Genomic DNA, 20,105 nt, shown 5'->3' on the forward strand with positions numbered 1-20,105 from the left:
GTGCGGGAAGGTGTGACTGACGCTCAGGCCCTGTTCTCTCATTACCGTCAGGTCAAAAACCCGAATCCGGTATTCACGCCGCGAGAAGGGAAAAAGACCCTGCCGTTCTGTCGTAAGCTGATGGCGAAAGCTGAGGGCTTCACGTCCCGTTTTGACTTTTCCGTCCATGTGGCGTTTGTACGCTCGCTGGGTAAACGTCACCGGATGCCGCCTCTGCTGCGTCGTCGTGCCATTGATGCACTGCTCCAGGGGTTGTGCTTCCACTATGACCCGCTGGCCAATCGTGTACAGCGCTCCATCACCAATCTGGCCATCGAGTGCGGTCTGGCCACCGAGTCAAAAAGTGGCAATCTGTCCATCACCCGTGCCACGCGGGCGCTGAAGTTCATAGCGGAGCTGGGGCTGATTACCTACCAGACCGAGTATGACCCGCAGATTGGCTGCAACATCCCGACCGATATCACCTTCACGCCGGCACTGTTCTCCGCGCTCGACGTCTCTGACGTTGCTGTTGTGGCCGCACGCCGCAGCCGCGTCGAATGGGAAAATCAGCAGCGTAAGAAGCAGAACCTGAAGCCACTGGAGATGGACGAGCTGATAGCGAAGGCCTGGCGTTTTGTGCGCGAACGGTTCCGCAGCTACCAGTCCGAACGTAAACAGCATGGCCTGAAACGCGCCCGTGCGCGACGTGACGCGGACAGAACCCGTAAGGACATTGTGACCCTGGTGAAGCAACAGCTGACGCGGGAATACGCCAGCGGGCGATTCACCGGCGGTCTTGATGCCATGAAGCGGGAGCTGGAGCGCCGCGTGAAAGAGCGCATGCTGATGTCGCGTGGCAACAACTACACGCGGCTGGCCACCGTCCCCATATAACCCTTCCTGTGTGAAAAATCCGGCTGGCGCCGGAGGGTTTCGCACGTCTGCAGTCCATCGTTGACGGTTTTCTGCACGAAATGACGGCCGTCCTTCCTGACATTCACCCCATTCCGCCATCAGAATGGCCAGAAATTGCATCAGAGTGGCCACATCTCATCGCCAGATTCAGTTACCCACAAATAACTGCAAGGGACTTTTCCATAAGGTTACAACCGTTATGCTTACAGAGCGCCAGCCGACCTGATTTCAAAGTGCGTGGTTTCCTTTAAAAACCTGCTCTGTACTTCTTTTAAATATCTTTTATTTCATTCATATAAATATATAACCTGTTCGTCGCCTGACCTGTGGACAGGCTCCTGAGAATGCCCGCCCTTGCAGCGGACTATGTCCGCGCCGGTTCGGCAACTACCTTAAGTAGCTCCCGGCGCTACGCGACGGGCCCCGGCGCAGCGCATATAGTTACAACATTCAAAAAGCTCACACAAAAGCAGGAACAGTGCCTGCCTGAACCCTCACAGCCCCTCCCCACCACTGAAAAGCGAGGCCGCTCCGGGCCATAGGCCCGGAACACCGTCGCTTTTAATGATGGATGTTGTAACTAGGATTCTGAGTCGCTGTAAGGGATGTTGCTGCAGGTCTGATGTAACACGCTCGTAAGCGGCCCTGACGGCCCGCTAACGCGGAGATACGCCCCGACTACGGCTTCGCCTTGTCGTGACCACTCCGACGGCGCACAAAAGCTTCTGTATCGCTTTTAGCGGGTTTTGGTCTAGCAGGGCGAAAGGATGGATTGGTGAAACCTGTCAACAATGTAACCGGCTGCGCCGGGCTACGGCGCCACTCACTCACAGTGCCATATTCAATACCAGCAGGCGCCTCCATGCCGCTAAAGCGGCATTCAGTGGACAGGCTGCGCACTGCTCGCCTGTCCGGTATGCATGTGATATAAACGATTGTGTTTATAAACACTTCTGTGGATATCGTTATGCTGCTGACCGACTACATTGACAGCGTGTACGGAACGGCGCGCGGAAACCGGGCGCTTTTTCTGAAGGACAATCCGGATATCCTTCCCCAGGAGCTGAGCCGCTGGCTTAAGGCTGGCCTGAAAATCAGGCCGGAGACCGGCGAAATCTACAAGCCCGTAACACGCCGCGTCAGGATACCGTCGGCGGTCGCCGTCGGGGCTGGCGTCTTTCTCTCTGATGACCTGCGTGAACGTGTCGCGTCACTGGCCACCGCACAGAACGTGACAACGGATGCCATGCTGAATGCACTGGTGGAGCGTGAGGAACTGTGTCGTAAACTGTCCCTTCAGACGGATAATGGTGACGCCGTACCGGAACAGCAGATTGCCGGCATTGTCAGCCGGTACTTTTCAGCACTGTCTGAGCGCAGTGAAACCGGGGCCTGGCACAGGGCGCTGGAGGTGCTGGTCCGGGAACTGACGGAATCTGGCCTGCTGTCATTCCATACCGGTAATATTGCCGAGAGCCGCCGCCTGAACATCCCCCGCACCGCGTATTACTGGTACGGCGGTTTCGTGGCAAAACGCGTGGCCATGATGCTGGGCTGCTACGATATCTACCTGTGGAACGAAATGATGCGCCCGGACAGCGATGTGGTCTTTGTGGGGGATGCGCGCAACGTCGTCGCCTGCTACTTCATCTGCCAGCAGATGTGCCGCCTGCTGAAAGCCGTTAGGCTGAACTGGCGTAAGCAACAGGGGGCATGGGGAAGCCGGGCAGAGCTGGATGAGGCTGCGCACCGGTACACGCAGCGGCTGGCGGAGGGGATAATGGATAATGGTATTTTTATCGGTGGCGACGAGCAGAACTCTTACCGACTGTACAACTATGCTGAAAAACATTACGCCTGGGCTATGCGCTGAGAAGAGCTCAACTGGTAAGAGAGAAAAAGTAATGTGTTATATTGAGCGGGTTTTAATTATCTTTTAAATAACAAAATAACAGGGGGGTGACTTTACTATGTTTAATAGTATTTGTACTTTTGGTGGTGTCGATAAGTGCTACTCAGTTATCGATTTCCAAAAATTACCTGAGAAAGAAATAGAGAAATTAAGGCATTCACTGGTATGCCCGGGTTGCCGTGAACAGGCATTCTACAGGAAAAAAAGTGTTGATGGTAAACAGGCCTGTTTTGGATCCCGGTACTGCACCTGCAGGGAAAATACACTCTCACCGCAACGGCAAAGGGAAGTCAGAAATGCTTCTGAAGTTCAGCAGATAATCGCAGAGTCAGATACAATTAAAATAAGCTTCAATTTTGACAGTGCTTCTTCAGCAGGCAGCGAACCGTCTGGTTTCAGCGGGAAAACGGAGATAACCGGGACGGGGCACAATAAAGTCCACACCATAAAGTCAGAACAAAAGCGAGTTCCGACAGTTTCACTTCAAAAAATACTGCACAGCTTAATCAGGGGGACAGGACTGGCGACGTCGGATACGATCATCCCGTTCGGCGACTTCAAGTATAAAGCCAAAAATTTATTTGTGAAATTTCCTGATGCTGAACCCATGACTAAAAATGCACTCAGGTTTTACTGGGGGACGCTATATAACTCGAACAATGATATTGAATGGCTTAATCCTGCTGAATGCAGGGATGTTGGAATACCCTTAGGCGATCTGCGTGATGCAATAATCGAAAAATTTAATATTTCAGATTCTGAAAGTCTCGAAGGGGCTGCAATTATTTTTGCAGGTCGTTGTCACTGGAATAAAGATAAAACTAAAAGGATAATAAATATATATGACAGTGAACGTATATTCATTTCTTTAGCTGATTAACTATGGAAGGCATTGAATAAATTTATAGTAATCGCTTAGTTTCATATGACTGGCTGCCTCCTTTACGGTTAAAATATGCCAGAGTGATGCATGAACAACCAGGAACAGAAAGGAGAAGGACACGCAGTGACGCTGACAGAAAAATCGGGCCACCTGGCTTGGTGTGCCCTGGTGGCGCTTGCGCTGGCCAGACAAAAAGGTGATGTGTTATCACCGGCGCAGGAAAACCTTTTTCTCACACGCTGGCTGGCTACCGCACTGAAGCAACGGCGTTTTTCGCGAGATGTTACTCCCGATATCGAGTGGCTTCTGAAACAAGGGCGCCAGCTGGGTGTCAACGCGAAGCTGGCCAGCAAACTGAACTACCTCTGGCGATCTTGCACCGGCGAACTGTCTGAGCAGAACGACCTGTTCCGGCTGACGTATGCCCTGGAGACAGCGAAGGACATGCACTGGAACTACCGCCTGTTGGGCGATCGGGAATGGTCCGGTCGGTATGCCGTGGCTTTGAATACCGGCGTCAACGGCATTTATCTCTCACGGTCCAACCTCGATGTTGCTTTTGACGACAGCGGCCGACAGATAAATCCGCTGACAGCGCGTCTGACGGGAAACGTGGCGGGGGTGATGAAGCTGTTTGAGCGCTGTGGCTGGCTGGCAGAGCCCGAAGGGGATGCCTCCCTGTCCCACCTGTTTACTTTTATAGCCAGACAGGGAGAGCCTGGAAGGGAGGTTTAGACGACCTCTGTATCCAGAGCTGTCTGATTTTGAGTTAGCGGTGTATATAATCCTGCCCGATTATGGCTACCAGTTTTTTCCTGTCCATCAGTCTATACGCTTTGTTCTTTTTCAGGTTTTTAAGTAGCTTGAGCAACTGTCGGTTCTGGCCAATATCTAACGAGTCTAATATTTTTGTTGGGCGGACAAAGCTGTATAACCCTTCTTTTGTACATAGAATTCTAAAGCGGGAATCATGTCCATTATCCAAAAATGACTCATACCTGTCCGGGCTTAACCATTTAAGTAACTCCAGCATGTTGTCATAGTTTTTTGACAGCAAAATGAGCGATGCATTTAGACCAAACACGGGATTGTTGTAATCTGGTTTTCCAGTACGAGGATCTTCATATTGGAACTTCCAGATAGCCTCGTGATGTGAGAGTCTGTTCCGTAGCTCCCTTATCTGGTTGAATTTATTCTCAAGTGTATGCCGCTTAGTGCCAGCGGGAGCACCGGGAAACACCTCGGTCAAAAGATTTGGCCATAGTAATGTTCTAGTGCGTGGGTCTTCATACGAGCTTGTCAGTAAGTTTGTCCAAAAGCCAAAATCGAGCCCTGATATAACACGCTCAGCTGTTACCTGCTTACCAGCATCTGTTATACGTTTGGATACCTTCCTGATAGTCTTCTCTTCCCAGGTTGTCGTTTTATACGCCGGAAAACCATTTGCCAGATACTGTATTTGCCCGTTCGAATCGAATTTATAGCGCTTATTCTGCCTGATGAATTGTTTATCGCCCAGGTAACGAAACAGGTCAAAAATCCAGTTTTTGTCTGTCCGATACAGTGCCGGAGCACCTGCCGGAGCAGCTCCAGGAGGTGGGGTATGACGTATGCTATAGTCAATACTGTTCCTTAGTGTGACCTCAAGGCAGTGCATGAGGGGGTGCATGGCGCTGCTTAATGCTTTGTTCCAGTTATACGCGTCTATTGTTTCTTCTTTTTTAAGCTTCAGAATGCTTTCATAGATTTTCAGACGCTCTTCTGAGATGTAGTCTTCCAGATTCATACACGGCTCCGCTATTTTGCTCCATCTTATTACGGTTGACGTATACGTCAAAATAGCATACTATTTTTCCATCAAGGCTCAGATTTCTTCGGACCTGAGCGCCAAAGTTAGTACCGGAAAAGCCACCCTATGGGTGGCTTTTCTCTTTCTGCATTCTGCAAAATATTGTCTGGTTTGACTTAACAAGACGATTTTGCCATCATAGCGGGAGGTGGTGATGGTCACCTGGCGCCTGTCTCGCAAAGCAATAGCCCATCAGTTTTAGGTTCTACCCACACAATACTTGGCTCGCCCACATTTGTGACGCGCGGAGTCCGGTTAGCAGGCTATCGGTTTCCAAAAGCGTCTAAAATTTGGAGAACGGCCATGTCACATTATTCTTGTCTCAAAATCATCAGCACTAAAGCCAAAAAGATGGCGCGTGCCAGTTCTGTACTCACGCACAGTCAGGCGTTAGAGATCATCGCCAAGCAGTCAAGTTTTTCAAACTATCATGAACTTACCAGGGTAGCAAAATACGCACCGCTGGAACCTCGTTTGTTGATGGCTGCATTTGGTGATTCTGATTTCGCGGATGTAATCCATAACTACTACGATACTTATACTGATGGTCCCTATACTGCATTTGAAATGGCAGTAGAGCACGAACTTTCAGGCGAGATCGCCTCCACAAATGCAAATGACTTCACTGTGGAAGACCTGACTGTGACAGAAACACATTATGATGAAAATAAAGGAATTTTAAACTTGAAGGTTTCTTTCCTCTATCAAGGGGATCAGTTGCCAGACCATGCCTACTCAGGTTCTGAATTTGAAGTCGATGCCAACATAAGTTTGTTATGGCGTGATGAAAAATGGATCTTCATTGATGATGATTTTGAAATTACCAATGTAGTATCTGATACTGAACAGGCTGAATACTACGACGCTGAAGATATATAAAAGTAAGTGGTAAGCTTGTTTACGGCACAGGCTTACCTTATCAATTGCTTCATACCTTAGGGGGCTGATGTTAGTCGAGCGAAAACTCACGATAAGTGTCCAATAGTGTGAAATCGTTACGCTGAGCATCAAACCCCTTATTTAATGATATCCGGATAAATTTCGTCGATCTTAACGTATAAATTTCCGGTTTCAGCCGCTCGGCGAATTTTTTCTTCCATTAGTATCCTGAAGCTTATGTTATTTTTCAGCATTAGAACAAGGTCATAGCCACTAACGCAGATAACCCGCTTTCCCTTCCCCCAGGCTTCCAGGCCGTCCCGTGTAAAACCTGCCCAACTGGAGAGCATGAAAAACCTTGGGGCAGTCATCGAATGGGGTCTCTTCAGGGGTTAAAATACCCACCACCACTTCATAACAATACCTGCTGACTATGAAGATCTACGTCATCAAAATAGCAGTTCGTGGAGTCAGTCCGATGGTTTGGCGTCGGCTGAGAATTGCTGCCGACACGTCACTGGCCGCCCTTCACTTCATTTTCCAGATCGTGCAGGGTTGGGGGAGCGACCATCTCCATCAATTTCACATTTATGGCAAAGATTACGGTATCTCCTACGAAGGAGGCATCGGTTTTGTCGATAATCCGTTCCGGGTCGTGATTGATGATTTTGCTTTTGATGCTGGCGATCGCTTTACCTATGAATACAATTTCTTTGAGCACTGGCTTCATGACATTCGTGTTGAGGCCATTTATGAAAATTCAGCACTGAAAACGCCATTTTGCATCAGCGGTCATGGGATGCCCGGAGCCACAGCTGCAGATGAGTTCGATAAAACCCTAGCGTTTCTTGAAGCTATCGTTAATGCGGATGATGAAACAACGGTCGGCGAGATCCGCCCTTTTGCTGACGACCTGGATGCTGTCCGGTTCAACCGCCACAAAATCAACCGGCAACTGAGTAGGCTCAACCTTGCATCTCCGGTGCTGGAGCCTGAAGTGATTTGGCTGGGTCGTCGTCGCTGACGGATGTCTATAAAGGTATACGTTTTTAACATGTATCGCAGATCCCCGGTAATTTGTCTATAAACCTCCCTAAATCGGTGTTTATGGATTATTCTTCAAATCTCTTTAACATTTAAAGACCTTCCGGAGGTTTTACGTGCAATATGCCTACATCAGGGTGAGCTCGGCCGATCAAAATACGGCACGTCAGGAAGAGGCGTTGTCAAAAGCCGGCTTTCAGCCAGATAAAATTTGTGTTGAACATGCCAGCGCGAAAGATACAAACCGGCCAGGATTACAGGAACTCCTTGGGCAATTACGCTCCGGCGATACGCTTCTTGTCCATTCCATCGATCGCCTTTGCCGGAATATGTCGGATATGTGCGCTGTCACAACCCGGCTTCGTGATCAGGGCGTTACTCTTATTTTTCTGAAGGAGCAACTCACATTCAGTGCCGGTACAAACAATCCGATGCAGGAACTGCAGCTGCACATGATGTCAGCATTCAGCCAGTTTGAACGTGCCTTACTGAAGGAAAGGCAGGCCGACGGCATTGCTGCGAAGAAAGCGCGGGGAGAAAAAACCGGGCGGCCCTGTGCCGATATCAAAAAGGTCCAGGAAATTGATTCGCTCAGAAGTAGGGGCGTCAGACTCAGGATCGCCTGCGACCATGCGGGTCTTGGCGTCTCCACATACTATAAGCTTCGCAACCAGATGAACAACCAGTAGCCAGGAGATAATCACCCACCACCGCAGGAGGCAATGATGCAACTAACGATCCAGATAGTTATAACCGATGAATCAGGCTTGAGTCGAACGGAAGAACTGATGACATTACAGAAGTCAGGGGATGCCAGGAACGACATCGGATTATCGGTTTCAGAATCGAAGCAGTTGCTGAACACAGTCCAGCAGTCGGTGGTTCAGTTGCAGGCCGACGAATATACTCACAACCATATCCAGTGCCCTCGCTGCCTCGCTGCGCGTCGGATCAAAGGTCGGCAGAAAATGCAGTACCGGACACTGTTTGGCGTTATTCCTGTATCGGGGCTTCGGGTGTATCGATGCTGTTGCGAGGAGAGTGCGTCAAAAACCGTCAGTCTGGTCAGTGACTGGGCTGGTGATCACACCCATCCTTCACTGAAATATATAGAAACTCGCTGGGCGTCCATGATCTCGTATGAAATGACGACCCGCCTGCTGAAGGATGTTCTGCCGGTGGGGAACAGCCTGAATGCCTCAACGGTGAGGAATCATTTATGCCAGGTGGCACAGCGTCTTGATGCTGAGGCGGAATCGCATTCTGGTTTTCTTTCCGGCTGCCCCCGCGACTGGGGTAACCTGCCCAGACCGGGGAAACCGCTTGTGGTGGGTATTGATGGTGGTTATGTTCGCGACCGGGATGACAAAAAGCGTAATTTTGAAATTATTGCCGGTAAATCTTTTTCAATCGGGGCGCCAATAGACACGCGCCGTTTCGGTTTTGTCCAGAAAGATGACTGTCACCCGGAACGCAGGCTCATGGCGCACCTGTCTGCCCAGGGAATGCAGGCCAACCAGCAGATATTCTTTCTGTCCGACGGCGCGGATAACCTGAGGGAACTGCAGTTCGGTATGTATCCTGAGTCAATTCATGTGCTTGACTGGTTTCATATTACGATGCGGCTGACGGTGCTCATGCAATATGCAAAGGGGGTGCAGGCATCAGATCCAGAGACGGGCAGTAAGATTTCGGCACTTCTGGAAAGCAGTAAACGATACCTCTGGCATGGTAATGTTGCCGCAGCACTGGAATATATTGATGACTGCGGCATGTACTGCGATGACCCTGAGCTCAGCTATGCGGGCCTGAAATCCCTGCAAAAACATCTGGATGAAATGTATACCTACATCCGGAACAATCAGATGATGATCCCAAACTACGGTGAAATGTACCGGTACGGGGAGCCGGTTTCAACGGCGTTTGTTGAATCAACGATTAATGAAGTGATCGCCAGAAGAATGGCGAAAAAACAGCAGATGCAGTGGAGCAGAAAAGGTGCGCATTATTTGTTACAGACCCGAACCGCTGTTCTGAATAACGAGCTGCAGGATAAATTTGCCTGCTGGTATCCGGGGTTCTCGATGGACGAACAAAGTGACGGAAAGGTATCAGCGATGGCAGCATAGATTACGACTGCCCCCCGCTTTTTCATGCTCTCCTATTTGGTTTGGGCCGGGAGGATTGAAATTCTATAACCACATATTTTATGAGTCATGATGCCATGCCAGAAATCACCGAATCCATTTTCGTCAATTCAGATCTGCTCAATGAATATTTTGACCCCGATGCTATTGATACGCCCATCGTGTCGATTTATGCATCTTTCTCACATGATAAAGAACACTCGTTACGCTCAAGAATGCATTCGCATGCCAAAGGCCAACTGGTCTACGTCAAATCGGGCGCCGCTATCGTCATGCTGGAAACGCGCATTTGCTCTGTGTTACCACATCAGTTGCTCTGGATACCAGGGGGAGTTGCCCACAATGTGATACTCCGCGACAACGTTGATTTTCGCGCCGTCTATCTCGACCAACAGCGCTTCGCTTCGTTGTCGAAAAGCGTCGAGGTCTATACCATCCCCCCCTTGGTAGAAGAGGTTATCGAAACTATGTGCCGTTCCCCTTTCCAAACCAACTGGATGATGGGAACCGAGTTCCACCTGCAATCTCTGCTCATAGACAAAATCCGGGGCGCTGCCCATTCCCCCGACTGGCCGGCATTGCCGGACGATTCCCGGGTGCGTAATTACCTGCAGTGTTACCATTTGAATGGTGAAATGGTGCCGCGATTGAATGAGCTGGCGTCCCGTTGCGGCGCTTCCGAGCGCACCATCCATCGCCTTTTTGTTCAGGGAACAGGCATGTGTTATCAGCAGTGGCGCCAACAGGTGCGTTTGAAGCTGGCCCTGGAGTTACTGACCACCGATAAACCGATCACAGAGATCGCTCACTATCTCGAGTTCTCCACCACCAGCGCTTTCATCTCCTTTTTCAAACACCACCTGAACGTCACGCCGAAAAAATACCGCGACCAATTGTACAAGCCCAGCGTGCGCAGGTCGTAGTCAACCAATTACGCGAATCAGCCAAAACGTCGCCATACCGAGCAACAGCATTAAGGTGGCGTTGCGCGTTTTCCACATCACCAGCGTCGCCACGATCGCCGCGCACAGTTTCGGCGCGCCTACGGCAGTCAACGCCGAGGGTGAATCGATCAGGGTCGGCACGATCAGAGACACGATGGCAGTGGCCGGGATCAGCTTCAGCCATTCGCCCACCCGCTCGGGAAACGGCAAACGGTCGTGGAGCCAAAGAAAGGAATAACGCAGAAAAAACGTGGCCAGTGTACTGATGACCAATACCCATAAAATAGTCGTCTCGCTCATGACAGCTCCCCGCTGCGTTGAGGCCCTCTGACCTTGTGATACAGACCGCCGACCAATACGCCCGTAACCATCGAAAATAAGAATCCCAGATTATAGGGCCATCCGCAGGTAAGGCCGGAAAGCACCCCGGCAACCGTGGCCGCCACCACTATCGGGCCGTTTTTCAGCATAGGCACCAGCAGGGAAATAAAGCACAGGGTAATGGCGAATTCCAAATGCCAATCAGCGGGAATAAGCGGGCCAGCGAGTATCCCCGCAGCCGTCCCCGTTTGCCACACCAGCCACATCGGCAGCGCAGTGCCGAAGTAATACTGCGTTCTTTCTTTCGCATTCAGCGGCTGGACCTGGCAGCGCAAAAAAGTCAGCACGTAAGTCTGATCGATCAACACTTGCGCCGCTGCTAGCTTGGTCAGCGGGCTGAACTGGAGCTTTAGCTGAGACAGCCCGGCGCTGTAGATGGCATAGCGAAAATTGATCGCAATGTGCGTGACGATCACCACTAAAGGCGCGGCGCCAACCGTCATCAGCGTGGCCGCGGCAATTTGCGAAGCCCCGGACATCAGCAACAAAGACGACAGCTGGGCAACCCAGGGCGTCATACCCGTCTGAATAGCGCTGACGCCGGTGAGCACGGCGAAGGGCAGTAAGCCAAGCAACAGGGGCAAGGCGTCTTTGTTGCCCTGAACGAAGGGAGAGAGCGGCTTCATGGTACGGTTCTCGAGAATAAGCCTGCCCCCGATGACGTGGGAGGCCATAAGGATGATAGACGAAGTCAGTCTGGTTGCGCATTGGCGAGCGCATCCTGCAACCGCAGCAGCTGGTTGTACTTGGCCATCGCCTCGGTACGCGCCAGAGAGCCGAACTTCACCTTGGTGCCATTCAGCGCTATCGCCAAATCGGCGATGCTGGTGTCCTCGGTTTCACCGGAACGTCGTGAGAACACGATGCCATATCCAGCTGCCCTGGCCGAGGCCACCAGGCTCACGGTTTCACTCAGCGTGCCGACTTGATTCGGCTTCACCAAAATGGAATTGGCCATCTTCATGGCGATGCCCTGTTCAAAGCGCGCTAGATTGGTCGTGAACAGATCGTCACCCACCAGCTCTATTTTGTCGCCCAGCCGCTGAGTCAGCTCGATCCAGCCTTCGAAGTCATCTTCTCCCAACGGATCTTCCATCAGTACGATCGGATAGCGTTCGCAAAGCGATACCAGATGATCGATAAAGGCCGCTGTCGTCAGCGTTCGCCCTTCCGCCGCCAAGTGATAACGGCCGTCGCTAAAAAACATCTCAGCTGCTATATCCATGCTTAACCCAACTTCCACACCTGCTTCATAACCCGCTTTGCCAATGGCTTCCAGCAGCAGTGCCAACCCCTGCTCATTGGAACTCAGCGGTGGCAGGAACCCACCTGTCCCCGAAACGCCGGTACTTATCCCGCGCTCCGTCAGTATGGATTTCAAAGTCATGTGCACGTTTTTGCCGACCTGCAACGCCGCTGCAAGGTCGGGAGCCTTGAGCGCGATCACTTGATAATCTTGGAAATCACAGTTGCCGTCGCCATGCATACCGCCCGACAGCATGGAAAAAATGGGCTGCGGCATAAATTTTTCCCTACCGTGGCTGACGTAATCGCACAGCGACAGGTTGCTGTGCATTGCCGCAGCGCTTGCCACCGCCAGCGACACGCCCAGGATAGCATTGGCTCCCAGTCGGCTTTTGTTGGCGGTGCCGTCCAGCTCAATCAACATGCGGTCGATCTCTTCTTGCGCATAAGAAGACATGCCGCACAGCCGCGGTTTAATCACCCCATGCACGATCTCCATCGCCCGAAGAACCCCCTGACCGTTGAAGCGCCGGGGATCGTTGTCGCGCACTTCGATCGCCTCATGTTTGCCTTTGGAGCAGCCAGTCGGGATGATGCAGCGACCGCGTTTTCCGCTGTCCAGTACCACTTCAACCTCAAGCGTAATGTCCGCCCGAGAGTCAAACACTTCGCGAGCGCGTATATCTATAATGTTCGGCATTTTTAATGATTCCTTGAGGTTAACGGCGTGGTCTGGAAGTCTTCAATGGTGCGTGCGAGTTGCCCGTTGGTCAGCGTCAGCGGTGTCAGCACCGCATCGCAGTAGAGGCCCCAGCTCGCTAAAATGGCGGAGTGCCCCCCCCGCCCTCCGGCGACAACCAGATCGATATCTTGGGCGTTTCGCGTGGCAGGCATCGGATCACGGCCGACAAATTGGGCCGGCCTCACGGGAACCAGTCCTCTGTCCTGCACGGCGCTAAGCGGGTTATGGATATGTTCGTGCAAGTATTCCCTCAGCGCACTCTTACTCCAGCCCGCGTTATTCAGCATATGGGCGTGATCGGGCGTAAGAACAATCAAAATCCGCCCCGGAATGTACGCATTCATACGCCCCAGATGGGTGGCGCTGTCAACAATTACGCCAAGCAGGCTGTCCGCCGTTTGACTTAGAAAATCGACCACGTCGGTCGGAGGTTCCGCCTTCATCAGGTACACGCAGGTGGTCTCAGGCCCGAATCGCTCTTCGTTCAATGTTGGCCACAGACTATGGCTCAGGCTTTCTGCGAAACAGTAAGTAAATTCAACCGGTGAGCCGAGGCAGCCCAGGTCCGCCTTGCCCGGATAAGCGCGGCACACATTGAGGATTGTTAGGTTAACCGCGCGGCCAATGGTGGCGTTGGCGCGAAATCCCGGCCCCATGCAGCCTTGACCGGAGCTGATCCCCAGTTCGCCGGCGATCGGGCCGCTAACCAGCACCAGATTGCCACCGTTGTACGAGGTGGTGATGGATTGCTGAAAGTTGAACGCGGGATCGGCCATAGCGCGGATTGTCGCCGTCACAATAGGCAAAAATTCGGGTTTGCAGCCGGCCAAGATGCTGTTGATGACCACATCCCGCACCCGAATGTCTTTACCCGAGGGGCCCGCTTCCGGGATCAGCACGGTATCCAACGGCTCAGGGCAGTATGCCAGCATGGCGGCAAAACGCGCCGGCGTCGGCGGGATCACAGGTAAACCATCACCGATAGACTGGCGTTCATACTCCGCCATTAACGCGTCCAGGTCGGAGTAAGACATCATTTCTACCCCGGAATGACTTCGGTCAAGATCCATTTTCGGATGAAGCGCAGCAGCGGCCTGGATATTGTCGGTACAAGTGAGCGCCTCCAGCACGTAAGCGCGCTGAGAGTCAACCTGACGTCGGATATCGCTAACGGAGCTTGCCTGATAGATGTCGAGACGGCAAATACACAGTTGCCCCGCCCGATAATGCGCCACGTGTTCGGCTAGGTTGTCCCCAGGGGGCGAGGCGATCAATAATGTGGCGATGCCCCTTTTCTCCAGCTCAATGGCGAGGATGGTGGTCATCACCGAAGTTCCCATGTCGGCTAACGCCACTACCGCGGCCTGAACCCCTTTTTGCGCCAATTGGTCAGCCAGCGTGCGGATCTGTTCCGTCATGGTGCCGCGCACGGACTGGCGAACATGTTCGATGTGATGAATGCCGTGTTCATTCAATACCGTTTCTAGACGGGTGAATATTTCGTGGTAATGACAGAAGTCCAGCTTGGTATTGTCAAAAAAAAGGACCTTGCCATCCCGTAATGCCTGCAGGCTGGGGCGGGGTGCCAACTCTAATTCGTAAAAGCGATTCTCGCCGCGCGGATCAAAAACAGTATCAGTCAACTCGTTGCTCATCATTATCATTGTTTACCCTGATGTTTTCGGGATGAAAATAGTAGCAACCCGCCTGAATATCGAAATATATGAAATACGCCAGTTAATTGCCAAAGTCCGCCAAGCTAAGGCCGTACGCCGATGCCTCACCTTTTCATCGGCAGGCATTTGCTTTACTCTTGTACTGCGTATTTCCGCCCGCCGCGAGTTTTGGACAGATTGCCATGCATCGGCTTTACACCTACCTTTGCGCTATCCACATGCTGCCGTCACCGGTGAAAACGATCAATGAGACGAAAACCTTTGAGCGCTTTTCCGAGGGAGAAAACATGATTGAAGAGCGAGAGATCCTTTACGTGTTTAATAATGGCGTTCAGGTCTTATATAGAATGGAATCCGATACCTTCCAGGCGGATGATGTTTGCCGTGAGTGCTGGATCAGTTATGAAGTACAGCACGACGGCGGATACGCCATTTCACCACAAAAAAAGCAGTTCTATAATCGTTGCCAGGAACGTTTTTGGCTGAAAATGCAGGCTGAGACCGATTGATAACCTATAAACACCGGCCCCTTGTCTTGTGCACCGGTGTTTATATATCCGCTATCTGTAGCGGCTCGCAATCGAAATCCCTCCGACTCGCAATCAGCGCATATTTCGGCTCACATTAACTGCAAATGAAAGGCACTGTTGCAAAAATCCGGAGATGGTAAACTTATCGCCACCTTTTGCTGACGGAGCAGCACATGAACCCATTTAAAGGCCGGCATTTTCAGCGTGACATCATACTGTGGGCGGTACGCTGGTACTGCAAATACGGCATCAGCTACCGTGAGCTGCAGGAGATGCTGGCCGAACGTGGTGTGAATGTCGATCACTCCACGATTTATCGCTGGGTTCAGCGTTATGCGCCTGAAATGGAAAAACGACTGCGCTGGTACTGGCGTAACCCTTCCGATCTCAACCCGTGGCACATTGACGAAACGTATGTAAAGGTCAGTGGCCGCTGGGCTTATCTTTACCGGGCCGTCGACAGCAGGGGACTCACCATCGATTTTTATCTTTCACCACGGCGTAACAGCAAAGCCGCCTACCGGTTCCTGGGTAAAATCCTCAACAACGTGAATAAGTGGCAGATCCCGCGATTCATCAACACGGATAAAGCACCCACCTATGGCCGTGCCCTCGCTCTGCTTAAACGTGAAGGCCGGTGCCCGCCTGACGTTGAACACCGACAGATTAAGTACAGGAATAACGTAATTGAATGCGACCACGGCAAGCTGAAAAGGATAATCGGCGCCACACTGGGATTTAAATCCATGAAGACGGCTTACGCCACAATTAAAGGTATTGAGGTGATGCGTGCACTACGCAAAGGTCAGGCCTCAGCATTTTATTATGGCAATCCCCTGGGCGAGATGCGTCTGGTGAGCAGAGTCTTTGACATCTAAGGCCTTTCAATCAGATAAAAGTTTACCTCATCGCGAACTTTGCAACAGTGCCATTTCGATTGCGAGCCGCTATAGCTATCTAATACGTCTCGATGGCAATGTCCTCGCCGTTAATCACCACCTGTTGGCCGTGCTTGAAAAGCGCCAATACGTCCCCGTCGAAGCAGTCAAAAATGGGGATATCTATCGCCATCGCCGACTCAAATAGAATCGGATCTGCGTGATTGCATATAATCGCCGCCGGGGCATTACCCAGTTGAAACGCCTCGTAAATTAAAAACGGCGCCATGGTTCCCCCCTTGCCCCCCGGACACACTAGCGCCTTTCCCGCCAGCGACTCGCCATAGCGCGGATGATGCGGGATCAGCAGCGCCCCGGTTTGAGGGTCAAAGTCGCCGATAAACGAAAACGCCTGTTCGACGAGAAACACCTCGGCGACTACGTCCCCTGGGTTCAGTGATCTGGCCAGTAATTTCATGTAGTCACCTGCAGTGTATCGGCGGTTGAGTCGAGCAATGACCGAATGCAGCATTCTATATCTGCGACACCCACGGAGAGGCGTTTCTGGTTCAATTGCGAGATGTAGTGAGCAGCTTTCATCGAAGACGTCATTACGGAGTTCACCTGCGCCGGAATGGGAGAGTCGGGAATGGTAGACATACAGACGCTGGCCATAACGCCGCCCGCGCGTTCGATGGTCGCAACGTAGCCCATTTCCCTGGCGAGCGAGTATTGCTGATGCGCCAATCCAATCCATAAATGCTTGTGCTTCGGGATCTTCCGCCCCGTCAGCAAACCGGCGAGTAAACGAATCTCCTGAATGCTAAGGTGCGGGCAACCCAGCACCACCATATCGGTCGGAGCGACATCCCGTTGCGCCGTCACGTCAGCCAGCGGCGACAACAAGCCCTCCCCCGCCCCGCTTTGCGGCGCATACAGCGCCAGCGAACGGCGCAGGATCTCGCGATCGACCGAGATCTTTTTCACCGGACGGCGCCCGCCAAACGCTTCTTTCAGCGTGCCTGCTTCCGGCGTGACTCCGAGAACATGACAAACCCCCACCGCCCCCGTGACCGTCAGCGGGATCATAATCTGCCTCAGATAGTCCATGCCGAGCTCAGGATCGATGCCGTCGATCGCAATATTGTGCGATTTGGCTTGCGCTCCCAGATAATAACCTATCGCGCTGAGCTCGGTTTTTGAGAGCCGATTAGCATCAAGACCGTCAAACGAGACCAAAATCTCCGCTAGCCGGTTGCAGTCCAGGAACAGCCCATAATAAGGCGAACGCCCCGTGATAGCCGCCGCCAGGGTAAGCAGCGCCCCGTCTCGATTGCAGCGCGCACCAATCGTCGAATTCACCAACACTTGGCCCCCGGAACCGATCCAAGAAACGTAGTCCCCTTTTTTCGGCAGGCTGCCCACCATTGCCGGGTAACAGGTGTAGGTTTGGTTAAATCCTTTCTCCGCAAACAGGGCCGCGCGGCGTTTCACATCGGGCAGTTTCGCCTGCGCATACTGCGTATCGATGCCCATCTCCGGCCAAGCATTAGGGCAAAGTGCGGACATATGGGGATGCAAAGTTGTCATCACCGGCAGCGTCTTCACCCCCTCCGTCAGGGTTTCCAGTAGCCCCAAGGGTATATTGGGAATAACGTGCGCGCTGCCGATGTTGACCAGCTTCGGCGCACCAAAGGCTTTCGAGAAGTTGACGAGCACCTGCATGCACTTTTGCACACCGGGCCCGGCCGCGCCGGCAAGGTATGCCCGATCCGATTCGGTTAATTGCATAAGTCATTGATTCCTTTTAAAGCCGTATCAAGGAGGCCTTTTCAATGTTTAGCTTGACGAAAAATTAACACTACGAACGGAATGGAAATATCAATAATCAGAATATTAATAGCAATAAGCGGCCAACTTGTCTCACTTCAGCCCGCCGCAGTGCGCCATAATAAGCCAGTGTCAGCATCAGGCGATCGCGTAATGAACCGGCAGCGGCCTGCTTTAACAGGGTAACCCAGGCCTGATCATCCGGTATGCGGGGCAGTTTTGTCAGTTCCGGATCTCCCGATCGTCACCGGCCCCTCCACACAACATGTAGTGTCTTAGTTGGCTGCTTTTGACACTATATGTTGTATTTCCCACCCTGAGCGTGACCTGCTGCCCAGCGGCTGATATTGTCGCTTTGCTTATTCCATGACCGTGGTACACTTCCGGAAAGTTGTTATAAGACAGAAAGTCGGATCTACCGGAAACGGCTCTCCGGTAATTTAATGGAGTGGCTATATGCTTGCGTATTATAAGTCTGTAAATGATAACGTCAGGGGAAATCATTCGGGTGACAGACGCAGGGTTGTGCACAGACAGTTATGCTGGGCGTCATAATTACTATGTGTAGCGGCTCGCAATCGAAATCCCTCCGACTCGCAATCAGCGCATATTTCGGCTCACATTAACTGCAAATGAAAAACACCGCCGACTCACATTAAGTGACAATGGGCTCGCATTTATCCTGCCCGGCTCGCAATCCATTTCGCCGGACCCACAATAACTGCAAACAGACATCGTCATATTTGCAAACCAACCGTCAGCATTCTGTCATGCAGCTCAGCCGCGCAGGTTTGGATTGGCCCCTATATTTCCAGACACTTTTTATCGCTTAACCCATTACTGGTTCGCCGCCGCAGATATTCCCGTGGCGAACGATATCCCAGTGCACTGTGCGGATGCCATTCGTTGTAATGTTCGAAGGCCTCCGCAAGGTTCTTTGCCGCTGTTAACCCGTCAGGTTTTGGCATGATGCTGATGTAGTCGCGCTTCATCGTTTTCACGAAGCTCTCCGCCATTCCGTTGCTTTCCGGGCTACGTACCGCCGTATGTTTTGGCTCCAGTCCTACCATTCTGGCGAACTGACGCGTCTGATGAGAACGGTAGGCTGAACCGTTGTCTGTCAGCCACTCAACGGGGGATGTCGGCAGCCTGTTACCGAAGCGATGCTCTACTGCACCCAGCATGACGTCCTGCACGGTTTCACTGCCATACCCACCGGTACTGGCCGCCCAGTGAAGTGCCTCGCGATCGCAACAGTCCAGCGCGAACGTGACCCGTAGTTTTTCACCGTTATCACAGCTGAACTCGAAGCCGTCAGAGCACCACCGCTGGTTACTTTCTCCAACGGCCACTTTCCCTGTATGCGCCCGCTTCGAGGGCGGTATTGCCGGTTTACGCTCAAGCAGCAGCGCATTCTGACGCATGATGCGGTATACGCGTTTGGCATTGATCACCGCCATGTCGTCAGTTTCTGATTGTCTGCGCAGCAGTGCCCATACCCGACGATAACCATAGGTGGGCAGATCGCCGATAACTGTATGGATACGAGCCAGCGCTTCAGTATCATCAGGCTTGCGCTTGCACCGACGATCCTGCCAACCCTTCGACCGACGGGCCATGGCATGCAGTTGCGCACGTGAGACCCGGAGGCAACGACTGACAAGGCTTATTCGCCATCCTCCGGCAACAAGGGCACGTGCGCTATCCACTTTTTTTGTCGGCCATATTCAACGGCTTCTTTCAGCAGCTCGTTTTCCATGGTTTTTTTGCCCAGCAGGCGCTGTAACTCTTTAATTTGCTTCATTGCAGATGCCAGCTCCGACGCGGGTACAACCTGTTCACCAGCGGCAACAGCAGTGAGACTGCCTTCCTGATATTGCTTACGCCACAGGAACAGCTGACTGGCAGCAACGCCATGCTGACGGGCGACCAGCGACACGGTCATTCCGGGCTCAAAGCTCTGCTGAACAATGGCGATTTTTTCCTGAACGCTGCGCCGTCTGCGCTTCTCTGGACCTAGAACATCAATCATCCGGACTCCAACGACTAGTCTAAAAACTAGTATTAAGACTATCACTAATTTAAGTGATACCAACTGTTTGGAGATTCATGGGGCCAGTCTAAGGTTGGATGAAAGCTCCGACTCTGACGGTGTGGCGGTTATCGGTGTCTGGTATCCTGTTTCCATTGCCAGCGTCAGGTATAACTCTATCCGCTGGTCCTTAACCAGGCCCGGCATATGCCGCGTTCCGACCTGATGTCACTGGC

19 protein-coding genes are annotated in these 20,105 nt (G+C 52.1%); 11 read left to right on the forward strand and 8 right to left on the reverse strand.

Annotated features, from left to right (window positions below; all coding sequences use genetic code 11):
- The 4 genes from repA (at nucleotide 1) to ACG1VR_RS00020 (ending at nucleotide 4,427) form a co-directional block, all read left to right on the forward strand.
- Nucleotides 1-876, forward strand: a complete 876-nt coding sequence (gene repA, locus ACG1VR_RS00005; RefSeq protein ID WP_395488833.1) for an incFII family plasmid replication initiator RepA — start codon at nucleotides 1-3, stop codon at nucleotides 874-876.
- A 976-nt stretch (nucleotides 877-1,852) separates the two neighbouring features.
- Nucleotides 1,853-2,770: a hypothetical protein gene (locus ACG1VR_RS00010; RefSeq protein WP_395488834.1), complete on the forward strand. Its 918-nt coding sequence runs from the start codon at nucleotides 1,853-1,855 to the stop codon at nucleotides 2,768-2,770.
- Between the two features lie 97 nt (nucleotides 2,771-2,867).
- Entirely contained in the window at nucleotides 2,868-3,689 is an 822-nt protein-coding gene (locus tag ACG1VR_RS00015) for a hypothetical protein (RefSeq protein ID WP_208286224.1), read from the forward strand.
- A 126-nt stretch (nucleotides 3,690-3,815) separates the two neighbouring features.
- The gene (locus ACG1VR_RS00020; protein WP_395488862.1) at nucleotides 3,816-4,427 is read left to right on the forward strand and encodes a DUF2913 family protein; all 612 of its coding nucleotides are present in this window, start codon (nucleotides 3,816-3,818) and stop codon (nucleotides 4,425-4,427) included.
- A gap of 34 nt (nucleotides 4,428-4,461) precedes the next feature.
- On the opposite strand, the gene ACG1VR_RS00025 is transcribed toward ACG1VR_RS00020, so the two are convergent.
- Nucleotides 4,462-5,478, reverse strand: a complete 1,017-nt coding sequence (locus tag ACG1VR_RS00025) for an Abi family protein (RefSeq protein ID WP_125366663.1) — start codon at nucleotides 5,476-5,478, stop codon at nucleotides 4,462-4,464.
- Nucleotides 5,479-5,844: 366 nt separating this feature from the next.
- Between ACG1VR_RS00025 and ACG1VR_RS00030 the strand changes: the two genes are divergently transcribed.
- From ACG1VR_RS00030 to ACG1VR_RS00050, 5 genes are all read left to right on the forward strand, one after another.
- A complete protein-coding gene (locus ACG1VR_RS00030; protein ID WP_348872846.1) occupies nucleotides 5,845-6,420 on the forward strand; it encodes a hypothetical protein in 576 nt (191 codons plus the stop codon).
- A gap of 478 nt (nucleotides 6,421-6,898) precedes the next feature.
- The gene (locus ACG1VR_RS00035; RefSeq protein WP_395488835.1) at nucleotides 6,899-7,444 is read left to right on the forward strand and encodes a plasmid pRiA4b ORF-3 family protein; all 546 of its coding nucleotides are present in this window, start codon (nucleotides 6,899-6,901) and stop codon (nucleotides 7,442-7,444) included.
- 136 nt (nucleotides 7,445-7,580) lie between these two features.
- Nucleotides 7,581-8,153: a recombinase family protein gene (locus ACG1VR_RS00040; RefSeq protein WP_395488836.1), complete on the forward strand. Its 573-nt coding sequence runs from the start codon at nucleotides 7,581-7,583 to the stop codon at nucleotides 8,151-8,153.
- A 36-nt stretch (nucleotides 8,154-8,189) separates the two neighbouring features.
- Nucleotides 8,190-9,593: an ISKra4 family transposase gene (locus ACG1VR_RS00045; RefSeq protein WP_395488863.1), complete on the forward strand. Its 1,404-nt coding sequence runs from the start codon at nucleotides 8,190-8,192 to the stop codon at nucleotides 9,591-9,593.
- Nucleotides 9,594-9,688: 95 nt separating this feature from the next.
- Nucleotides 9,689-10,534 carry an AraC family transcriptional regulator gene (locus ACG1VR_RS00050; protein WP_395488837.1) on the forward strand — a complete coding sequence of 282 codons (846 nt, stop codon included), beginning with the start codon at nucleotides 9,689-9,691 and terminating at the stop codon, nucleotides 10,532-10,534.
- Here ACG1VR_RS00050 and ACG1VR_RS00055 read toward each other — a convergent pair whose 3' ends face one another.
- From ACG1VR_RS00055 to ACG1VR_RS00070, 4 genes are all read right to left on the reverse strand, one after another.
- Entirely contained in the window at nucleotides 10,535-10,855 is a 321-nt protein-coding gene (locus ACG1VR_RS00055) for an AzlD domain-containing protein (RefSeq protein WP_395488838.1), read from the reverse strand.
- Nucleotides 10,852-11,562, reverse strand: a complete 711-nt coding sequence (locus ACG1VR_RS00060) for an AzlC family ABC transporter permease (protein WP_395488839.1) — start codon at nucleotides 11,560-11,562, stop codon at nucleotides 10,852-10,854. The genes ACG1VR_RS00055 and ACG1VR_RS00060 overlap by 4 nt, the downstream gene beginning before the upstream one ends.
- Nucleotides 11,563-11,627: 65 nt before the next feature.
- Nucleotides 11,628-12,881, reverse strand: coding sequence for a phosphopyruvate hydratase (gene eno / locus ACG1VR_RS00065; RefSeq protein WP_395488840.1), 1,254 nt, complete (start codon nucleotides 12,879-12,881; stop codon nucleotides 11,628-11,630).
- A gap of 2 nt (nucleotides 12,882-12,883) precedes the next feature.
- The gene (locus ACG1VR_RS00070) at nucleotides 12,884-14,581 is read right to left on the reverse strand and encodes a hypothetical protein (protein WP_395488841.1); all 1,698 of its coding nucleotides are present in this window, start codon (nucleotides 14,579-14,581) and stop codon (nucleotides 12,884-12,886) included.
- Nucleotides 14,582-14,664: 83 nt separating this feature from the next.
- Between ACG1VR_RS00070 and ACG1VR_RS00075 the strand changes: the two genes are divergently transcribed.
- Together ACG1VR_RS00075 and ACG1VR_RS00080 are read left to right on the forward strand one after the other, a co-directional pair.
- Nucleotides 14,665-15,108, forward strand: a complete 444-nt coding sequence (locus ACG1VR_RS00075) for a hypothetical protein (RefSeq protein ID WP_395488842.1) — start codon at nucleotides 14,665-14,667, stop codon at nucleotides 15,106-15,108.
- A gap of 194 nt (nucleotides 15,109-15,302) precedes the next feature.
- Nucleotides 15,303-16,007 (forward strand): IS6 family transposase, encoded by a 705-nt coding sequence (locus ACG1VR_RS00080; protein ID WP_395488843.1) that lies wholly within the window; start codon nucleotides 15,303-15,305, stop codon nucleotides 16,005-16,007.
- Nucleotides 16,008-16,086: 79 nt separating this feature from the next.
- On the opposite strand, the gene ACG1VR_RS00085 is transcribed toward ACG1VR_RS00080, so the two are convergent.
- The 3 genes from ACG1VR_RS00085 to ACG1VR_RS00095 form a co-directional block, all read right to left on the reverse strand.
- Nucleotides 16,087-16,485 carry an aconitase X swivel domain-containing protein gene (locus ACG1VR_RS00085; protein ID WP_395488844.1) on the reverse strand — a complete coding sequence of 133 codons (399 nt, stop codon included), beginning with the start codon at nucleotides 16,483-16,485 and terminating at the stop codon, nucleotides 16,087-16,089.
- Nucleotides 16,482-17,798 carry an aconitase X gene (locus ACG1VR_RS00090; RefSeq protein WP_395488845.1) on the reverse strand — a complete coding sequence of 439 codons (1,317 nt, stop codon included), beginning with the start codon at nucleotides 17,796-17,798 and terminating at the stop codon, nucleotides 16,482-16,484. Before ACG1VR_RS00090 ends, ACG1VR_RS00085 begins: the two co-directional genes overlap by 4 nt.
- Nucleotides 17,799-18,640: 842 nt before the next feature.
- Nucleotides 18,641-19,869, reverse strand: a protein-coding gene (locus ACG1VR_RS00095; RefSeq protein WP_395488846.1) for an IS3 family transposase whose coding sequence is annotated in 2 segments (ribosomal slippage) — nucleotides 18,641-19,554 and nucleotides 19,554-19,869 — 1,230 coding nt in all. Because the reading frame shifts where the segments join, the coding sequence is not laid out codon by codon here.
- Nucleotides 19,870-20,105: the final 236 nt, after the last annotated feature.

Origin of the sequence: Cedecea davisae, assembly GCF_044095835.1 — a bacterium.
Lineage (GTDB): Bacteria > Pseudomonadota > Gammaproteobacteria > Enterobacterales > Enterobacteriaceae > Cedecea > Cedecea davisae.

Bases quoted from the DNA above. Each gene is read 5' to 3' on its own strand.
- ACG1VR_RS00015 (WP_208286224.1), top strand. From the start codon at position 2,868: ATGTTTAATAGTATTTGTACTTTTGGTGGTGTCGATAAGTGCTACTCA.
- ACG1VR_RS00025 (WP_125366663.1), bottom strand. From the start codon at position 5,478: ATGAATCTGGAAGACTACATCTCAGAAGAGCGTCTGAAAATCTATGAA.
- ACG1VR_RS00030 (WP_348872846.1), top strand. From the start codon at position 5,845: ATGTCACATTATTCTTGTCTCAAAATCATCAGCACTAAAGCCAAAAAG.
- ACG1VR_RS00035 (WP_395488835.1), top strand. From the start codon at position 6,899: ATGGTTTGGCGTCGGCTGAGAATTGCTGCCGACACGTCACTGGCCGCC.
- ACG1VR_RS00045 (WP_395488863.1), top strand. From the start codon at position 8,190: ATGCAACTAACGATCCAGATAGTTATAACCGATGAATCAGGCTTGAGT.
- ACG1VR_RS00050 (WP_395488837.1), top strand. From the start codon at position 9,689: ATGCCAGAAATCACCGAATCCATTTTCGTCAATTCAGATCTGCTCAAT.
- ACG1VR_RS00055 (WP_395488838.1), bottom strand. From the start codon at position 10,855: ATGAGCGAGACGACTATTTTATGGGTATTGGTCATCAGTACACTGGCC.
- ACG1VR_RS00060 (WP_395488839.1), bottom strand. From the start codon at position 11,562: ATGAAGCCGCTCTCTCCCTTCGTTCAGGGCAACAAAGACGCCTTGCCC.
- eno (WP_395488840.1), bottom strand. From the start codon at position 12,881: ATGCCGAACATTATAGATATACGCGCTCGCGAAGTGTTTGACTCTCGG.
- ACG1VR_RS00070 (WP_395488841.1), bottom strand. From the start codon at position 14,581: ATGATGAGCAACGAGTTGACTGATACTGTTTTTGATCCGCGCGGCGAG.
- ACG1VR_RS00080 (WP_395488843.1), top strand. From the start codon at position 15,303: ATGAACCCATTTAAAGGCCGGCATTTTCAGCGTGACATCATACTGTGG.
- ACG1VR_RS00085 (WP_395488844.1), bottom strand. From the start codon at position 16,485: ATGAAATTACTGGCCAGATCACTGAACCCAGGGGACGTAGTCGCCGAG.
- ACG1VR_RS00090 (WP_395488845.1), bottom strand. From the start codon at position 17,798: ATGCAATTAACCGAATCGGATCGGGCATACCTTGCCGGCGCGGCCGGG.